The organism is Tractidigestivibacter sp., from assembly GCF_057241865.1.
This window is the reverse complement of sequence record NZ_DBHHPX010000070.1, coordinates 1-5,535: the sequence shown is the minus strand read 5'-3', so window position 1 is coordinate 5,535 and position 5,535 is coordinate 1. Positions and strand designations below refer to the sequence as shown.

Below are 5,535 nucleotides of genomic sequence, written 5' to 3'. Positions count from 1 at the left end.
GAGACGGCATGCTCGCGCGGGTGCGCGGCCGGGGGGCCATGTCCCACGGCGACCGTGGCAGCCAGCGCGCGGGCGCGGGGCCCGCCGCATGGGCAGCCGCGCACGACGCGGGGCTGCCCGTGGGGAGGGCCGGCGGCCGCCACGGCAACGCGGTCGCAGGGTCGCTCCTCGGCACGCCCAGGAGCGGGCGGTGCCACCGCGAGCGCCTCCTGGACGCATCCACGACGAGGCACGGGGCGATCGAGCTCATGGGGTCGTGCCACGACCGCCTCCGGCCCCACGAACCCATCGGCGACCGCGTGCCGGCAGATGCGATGGAGGGGTTCTCCGGGCGCTTCGAGAGGGCCCTCGCATGCGACCCGGAGGCGATGCAGGCAGCATGGAATCCGGGATTCCCCTGTCCATTATATTGACAGGGCTCAAATCGCACCCGAGAGCTGCGCGCGCCTGCCAGGTGGCCGGGGGCATGCGGGACGTCTGCAGCCGCCCGGATCGCCAGTCCGCGGCAGCGGCCCTGGACGGACTCGCCCCCTGGGCCATGCGCCCCAACGCGCGCGAGACGAAGGCCGTGGCGGGGACCATCGAGAGGGAGCGCGAGGGGATCCTCGCCTGGTGGGACCGCAATCCGACCAATGCGGTCCTGGAGGGCCTCAATCCCGTGGTCCGGTCCGTCAGGCGGGCGGCGCGGGGATCCAGGAACACGTCCTGCTTCGGGACCATGATCTTCCCCGGGCTCGGGAGGCTGGACTTCTCGGCCCAGACGTCGCTAGCCTGTGCTACCCACTAGAAACGCGGAAGAGCCGTTTTTTCGCGTCTCCAACGTTCTGTAGGAATCTGCTTCTTCTGTATCTCCAACCTCGTTTTGGCGGTCATTTGGCGGTCACAATGTCGGTCAGAAACGGCTGTTGAAAACCGAGTGGAAGGAAGTGGAGATGCAGAACCTTACCTACACCAGCCGTGGCCTGAGGAGACGGAGAAACAGCGACCGATGGGAGGCGGTCCTCTCGCACGCCGACCCCGTGACGGGCGAGGTCGTGAGGACGTTCCACACGGTCGGGGGGAAGACGCGCCGGCAGGCGGAGCGCGCACGCGACGCGCTCATCCTCGAGCTCGAGCGCAGGGGCGGGGCCGTCGGCTCCTCGATGAGCGTGCGCGAGTTCATGGAGCAGTTCCTCGCCTACAAGGAGGGCTCGGGCACCATAGAGCCCTCGACGGTGCGTGGCTACCGCGCCGAGGCGCGCCAGATAGACTCCTACATCGGAAACGTCCGCCTGGCCGACCTCTCCGCGGAGGACGTGTCGGGATGGATGCGCGACATGAGCGCAGACGGCTACGCGCCCAAGAGCGTGTCTAAGCCCTTCCGCCTGCTCAAGCAGGCGCTCAAGTGGGCATGGCGCAAGGCCTCATCACCAAGAACCCCTGCGACTTCTGCAAGCCACCCAAGCGCGCGAGGACGCCCATCAACGCCCTGCCGCGCGAGGAGCGCACGCGCATGCTGGAGCTTGCGAGGCGCGCGCAGCCTGCGCCCCTGGGCATAGCCATAGAGCTCGCCCTCACCACGGGCATGAGGCGCGGCGAGGTATGCGCGCTAGGTGGTCCGACCTCTCCGACGACGGCACCATAACCGTGAGCCACGCCCTGGGAAACGGCCCCGGCGGCTTCTACGTGAAGGAGCCCAAGACCCCAAGCTCGCTGAGGACGATCCCCCTCACCAGGCGCACCTCCGACATGCTGCGCCTCGCGCGGGCGGACGCCGTGCGCATCGCCAACGAGTTCGCTCTTCCCTTCGGCGACCCCTACGTACTGGGAACGCAGGAGGAGAGGAGCAGGCCCTACAACCCCACGCAGCTCGGGAAGGACTTCTCGGCCCTCTGCAAGATGAACGGCTTCAAGTGCACCATCCACGACCTCAGGCACACCTTCGCCACCATGATGATCGCGGGCGGGTGCGACGTGAGGACCGTGGCGAGCTACCTGGGGCACGCGAGCGTGTCGATGACCCTGGACATCTACGCCGACGTGGACCCGGAGGCCAAGCGCGCCGCCGTGGGCAAGGTCGAGGAGAGCTTCGACGCCGAGATGGGCGGCTACGGCGACGCCATCACGGGCAGCGCCATCGGCACGCCGAAGCAACGCGAGCCCGCGCTCAGCTTCTCTGTGGACCAGCTCAAGGCGATGCTCGCCGTCGCAGAGGAGAAGGAGGCTTCACATGGGCGTCCTTAGGCTCGTCTGGCGCTTCGTTCGCTGGCTCTTCCGCGCCGTCTCAAGATGGATGTGAGCAGATGGAATACCTTGATTTACAGTTTGTAATTCATGGATACGGTTACATTTTGTACCCGTTTCTACTATACTTCGTCTGTATGAAGTTCAAAGACTACATAGAATCGCACCAGGCGTTCACGACGGGGGATGTCTACGCCATAGCGGCGGTGGAGGCCGCACACACGCAGCTACGGCGCGCCGTCAAATCCGGCGAGGTGGAGCGCGTGCGACGAGGCGTCTACGTGTCCAAGACCGGCAAGTTTACCGGCGAGGCGCCCGACCCGTTCCTCGTTGCCAGAACCGCCGACCCCGAGGCCGTGATCTCGTACCACTCTGCCCTCGTCGCCCACGGCGTCGCGCACAACGTCGGCTTCGAGTGTGCCTTCAGATCCGCAAAGGTGCGCTCGCCGTTCGAGTACGGGGGCGTCCGCTACGTTCCATACGACCTCGGCGATAGCCCCCGGACGCAGGCCATGCGCTCAAGGTCGTATGGCACGGTAAGGGTGACCACGCGCGAGCAGACCCTCGTCGATTGCCTGACGAGTCCCGGGAGGGCAGGCGGCGCTGAGGAGACCATACGGTCCTGCTCGGCGTTTCCCTATCTTGACATCGATGTCTTGCTTGAGATCCTCGGCGGCGCGCCTGCAGCCGTCGTCGCCCGCGCAGGCTGGCTCCTCGATGCAAAGCAGGCTGGCTGGGGCGTGGCAGACGAGACGCTTCTGTCACTTGAAGAGAGGCTCGGGCATGGCCCGTCCAAACTCGATCCTAAGGCGAAGGAGAGCAGGGGCTGGAGCCATCGATGGAAGCTGTACCTGCCCGAGACGGAAGGGGAGGTCCTCTCATGGACGTCATGAGCACCGACGAGTTCGAGCCGAGGACCGTGGACAAGGTAGAGCGCCTGCTCGACCTCCTGGACGAGATGGAGCGCCATCCCGCCCTCAAGGGCAAGCTGGCGCTCCACGGCGGCACGGCGATCAACCTCTTCATGCTCGACGTGCCGAGGCTCTCGGTTGACATCGACGTCTCCTACATCGGAAGCGCCTCGCGTGAGGGCATGCTCGCCGACAGGCCGCGCATCGAGGATGGCATAGAGGCCGTGGCCCGCGCGCTGGGCTACGCGGTGGAGGCGCATCCCGGCGGGCATGCCGGGCGAACCTTCCTGTTACGCTATCGGGGTGACTGGGGAGTCGACCACGTGAAGGTCGACTGCATCTACATGAACCGCTCGCCCATCCTGCCGCCCGTTGTGCGCGAGACGCCCGTGAGGCCGGACGCCAAGGTGCGCACGTTCGCAGATGCCGAGCTTGCCGCCGGCAAGGTGAAGGCGTTCTTCGACCGCGTGAAGGTCCGCGACCTCTACGACGTCTCCAACCTGCGGGGCGTCTACGAGTCGCTCGAACCCGATGGGCAAGAGAACGCGCACCGACTCGCCCTCTACTACGCCTCTCTCTCCGCGTGCTTCCCGAAGCCATTCGAGGGCAGGGAGCAGCGCTTCGCGGACAGGTTCCCCGAGCTCGCAGACCAGCTCTACCCCATGCTCCGCTCCTCGACCGAGCGCCCGACCCTTGAGGGGCTCATGGAGGACGCCGAGCGCTTCATAGCGGAATGGGTCCTGCCCAGGACGGACGGAGAGCGCAAATACCTTGAGCGCCTCACAAAAGGCGTCTACCGACCGGAGCTCATCTTCCCAGACGAGGCAATGGCCGAGGCTGCTGCCGTCAACCCCGAGGCGCTCTGGAAGGTCGAAAACCTCAGGAAGATACACTGACAGAACAACCAAAAGGCAGCGTCTTTGAGGTCGCAATTTGCGACCTCAAAGTGCCTAAACCCCAAAGCCAACCTGGCGTTTGGCAAGTAGGGCATCCGATGTCCTACTGCGAAATTAGGTAGGAAGTGGGTACATTTTGTACTCACTTCCATGCCTATATATCAGTAGGACGCCCTGCCCCGAGCCCGAAGGCAAGGTCCGCCGCATGGGCCGATCTCCTGTTGAGACGGTCAGCGTGGTAGCGAAGCAACCTTCTCATCCCTGCCACCAGACACAACGCCATGGCGGACGCCGAGACCTCCATGCACCGCAGCGGGCAGACCACGACACACGAAGCACCCTGGCACCTCGCGGGCATGGCCACCGCACATCGCACGGCATCCAAACAAGCATCCCGTCGCCTGGCGAGGCCGCTAGCAGCCGGCCAACGCACCGCTCCCCCGCCAGACGCCCCAGTAACGCCCAGCCCAGACACGCAACGCCTCGCGGCAACCCTATCGCCGCATTCCCACGGGCGGCCTCCGCGAGCACGCCCACCCCGTCTCGCCTCGGGGGCAAAGACTCGCCCACGGTCGCTTGCGCGCAAGGGCCGCGAAAACTTTTCCGACGGGCACAGGGCGCCCCTCGGAAGACTCAGGCGCGTCCGCGTTTCGCTTCCTCCCTTGCACCGTCGCTTTCCCGCAGGCGCCATCCGCACCACAAGGCGCGCCAAGGGGGCGGGCCCCGACGCGAGGAGGCAGACAGCCATGGGAAAGAGCATCGACGAGAGGTCGCACGAGGCGATCCGCGCGTACCTGGAGCACAGGGGCGTCGAGGTCCTGGAGGAGGGCTGGGCGCACGGCCCGGACGGCATCGACTTCATCGCCATGAACGACGAGGAGTTCGTCTTACGCCCTGCCGCTCCATGCGCAGCCACCTGTAGAGGTTGGCGTGGTTCGGGAAGAGCGGCAGCTCCCTGCATGCGACCTTCACCGGCAGCCAGCTCTCGTGGAACTCCCAGAGGATCCCCTCGCGCTCCTCCTTGGTGTACATCCCGGACTCCCTCCCGGACCGCTTGGTCCGACCGATCGTCCGGGGTCCCGATCGCACCCACACGGGCGGCGGGCGGTGCGCAGCCGTGACGGCGGCGCCACCGCTCTTCTGCCAACCGGTCGGTCGGCGATGCACCCGCCTCCAACCGGGCAACCGTTGGAAGAAGCGCGGGCTCCGCCGGCAGGTGGTCGCCCCACGCTGGATGGAGCCCGTCCGCCACGCTCGCGCCAGAAGGCACCGTCGCATGGCCCGCCGCGCACGGGTGCCAGCCCATGGTGTGCCGGATGTAAGCCTGGCCCCCACGACGGGCATACGCCCGTCACCCACGCGGGGCCACCGGGACCTGGGAGCTACCTCTCAAATTTTGGGAGATAGCTCCCAAAATTTGGTAGCCATCTCCAGGCGGATGGGCGAGCCACGGCGCTTCATGCAGATCCTGATAGGGCCGCGGCAGACCGGCAAGACCACCGCCA

General features: G+C 66.5%; 7 protein-coding genes. 5 read left to right on the top strand and 2 right to left on the bottom strand.

All coding sequences use genetic code 11. The features are described from left to right. A partial coding sequence (locus ACO59D_RS12710; protein WP_485127302.1) for a hypothetical protein occupies positions 1-233 on the bottom strand: 233 nt, incomplete at its 3' end. A gap of 119 nt (positions 234-352) precedes the next feature. On the opposite strand from ACO59D_RS12710, the gene ACO59D_RS12705 reads away from it, so the two are divergent. From ACO59D_RS12705 to ACO59D_RS12685, 5 genes are all read left to right on the top strand, one after another. Then, positions 353-787, top strand: a complete 435-nt coding sequence (locus tag ACO59D_RS12705) for a transposase (protein WP_485127301.1) — start codon at positions 353-355, stop codon at positions 785-787. Between the two features lie 118 nt (positions 788-905). Then, entirely contained in the window at positions 906-1,538 is a 633-nt protein-coding gene (locus ACO59D_RS12700; protein WP_485127300.1) for a hypothetical protein, read from the top strand. A 43-nt stretch (positions 1,539-1,581) separates the two neighbouring features. Further along, entirely contained in the window at positions 1,582-2,223 is a 642-nt protein-coding gene (locus tag ACO59D_RS12695; protein WP_485127299.1) for a site-specific integrase, read from the top strand. 59 nt (positions 2,224-2,282) lie between these two features. Further along, the gene (locus ACO59D_RS12690; RefSeq protein WP_485127298.1) at positions 2,283-3,116 is read left to right on the top strand and encodes a type IV toxin-antitoxin system AbiEi family antitoxin domain-containing protein; all 834 of its coding nucleotides are present in this window, start codon (positions 2,283-2,285) and stop codon (positions 3,114-3,116) included. Further along, positions 3,104-4,030: a nucleotidyl transferase AbiEii/AbiGii toxin family protein gene (locus ACO59D_RS12685; protein WP_485127297.1), complete on the top strand. Its 927-nt coding sequence runs from the start codon at positions 3,104-3,106 to the stop codon at positions 4,028-4,030. The genes ACO59D_RS12690 and ACO59D_RS12685 overlap by 13 nt, the downstream gene beginning before the upstream one ends. 858 nt (positions 4,031-4,888) lie before the next feature. Here ACO59D_RS12685 and ACO59D_RS12680 read toward each other — a convergent pair. Then, positions 4,889-5,062: a hypothetical protein gene (locus ACO59D_RS12680; protein WP_485127296.1), complete on the bottom strand. Its 174-nt coding sequence runs from the start codon at positions 5,060-5,062 to the stop codon at positions 4,889-4,891. Between the last annotated feature and the right edge of the window lie 473 nt (positions 5,063-5,535).